At 72.3% G+C, this 1,358-nt stretch carries 4 protein-coding genes; all 4 read left to right on the top strand.

The window, feature by feature from the left end; genetic code table 11:
- Nucleotides 1–193: hypothetical protein (locus tag GXW76_RS25355; RefSeq protein WP_211864913.1), on the top strand; the 193-nt coding region annotated here is incomplete at its 5' end.
- Nucleotides 194–202: 9 nt separating this feature from the next.
- A complete protein-coding gene (locus tag GXW76_RS25350) occupies nt 203–505 on the top strand; it encodes an RNA-binding S4 domain-containing protein (protein ID WP_211864912.1) in 303 nt (100 codons plus the stop codon).
- 86 nt (nt 506–591) lie between these two features.
- Nucleotides 592–918, top strand: a complete 327-nt coding sequence (gene fdxA, locus GXW76_RS25345; protein WP_211864914.1) for a ferredoxin FdxA — start codon at nt 592–594, stop codon at nt 916–918.
- Nucleotides 919–1,109: 191 nt separating this feature from the next.
- Nucleotides 1,110–1,358, top strand: a 249-nt coding sequence (locus tag GXW76_RS25340; RefSeq protein WP_211864911.1) for a hypothetical protein, incomplete at its 3' end; no start/stop codon positions are given.

Below are 1,358 nucleotides of genomic sequence, written 5' to 3'. Positions count from 1 at the left end.
CCCCCCGCGCGACCAGCGGGAGGGCCAGCGCCATGGCGGCCCGCGCCACGGCCAGGGCAAGGGCCCGCAGGGCGGCGATCGCGACCGCGACCGCGGCCCCCGCCGCCCGCGGGAGGAGCGCGCGAACCTGCCGCCCATGCCGCGCGCGGACAGCCCCTTCGCCGTCCTGGCCAACCTGCTGAAGAAGGACTGACGCGCCGCCGTGGCGGAGGCGGAGCGCGACTTCCAGCGCCTCGACCTCTGGCTGTGGTGCGCGCGCCTGCGCAAGACGCGCGCGGACTGCGCCCGGCTGGTCGAGGCCGGCGCCATCCGCATCAACCGCCAGCCGACCGACAAGGCCCACGCGCGCGTCCGGCCGGGAGACGTGCTGACCATCGCCCAGGGCAGCGGCGATCGCGGGCGCATCGCGATCTGGCGCGTGCTGGCGCTGGCGGAACGCCGCGGCCCACCCACTGAGGCGCGGGCCCTGTACGAGGACCTTTCGGGCGACATGGAGCGGGACTGAGCCATGTGTCCTGCGCGCCTTGCGGCAGCCGGGCGGCTTGGCCATGTTGCATGCGCCGCAACATCGAGCCCGGGGGCGCGCCGCCCGTGACCTACGTCGTCACTGAGAACTGCATCAAGTGCAAGTACATGGACTGCGTCGAAGTCTGTCCCGTGGACTGCTTCTACGTGGGGGAGAACATGCTCGTCATCCATCCGGACGAGTGCATCGACTGCGGCGTCTGCGAACCGGAATGCCCGGCCGAGGCGATCGTGCCGGACAGCGACGACAAGGCGACCGCCTGGCTTGAACTGAACCGCGCCTACGCGGCCCAGTGGCCGAACATCACCCGCAAGGGCGAACCGCCCGCCGATGCCGACGAATGGAAGGACAAGCCGGGCAAGAAGGAGCTTTTCAGCCCGAATCCCGGCTGATTGCCCCCCCGGGGATGACGGGGGAAGGTTTTTCCGCTATCTTTCAAACAGATGGCCGGGGCGCGCTGTTCGTTGCGCCCCGGTTGCCGGCTTTGTCCGGGCGGTTCTCGGCCCCGTGCCCCGCCCGGAGGAATGTTCGCCGCAGTGATCGGCCAGGCGGCCGTCGCCGCGAGTTTGGGAGCGCAGCGCGCATGAAGGCACCGGCCCGCACCAAGGCCCAGTCCGGCAAGTCGTCCTCGACCAAGGCCGGCGCTGCCGCGAAGGCGAAACCCCCCATCAAGTCCAAGGCGCCGGCCAAGCCCAAGGCAGTCGCGAAGGCCGCGAAGGTGGCGGTGAAGACGGCCGCCAAGCCCGCGGCCAAGCCGGCCGCGAAGGCCGCTGCGCCCGCCGCCAAGGCTCCCGCCGCGCCGGTGAAGCCCGCCCCCGCGCCGACCAGGGCG

The sequence above is a fragment of the Neoroseomonas soli genome (genome assembly GCF_018129065.1).
GTDB classification, from domain to species: Bacteria; Pseudomonadota; Alphaproteobacteria; order Acetobacterales; family Acetobacteraceae; genus Neoroseomonas; species Neoroseomonas soli.
Note: the sequence above shows the minus strand (reverse complement) of the source record. Positions and strands in the feature narration are given on the sequence as shown.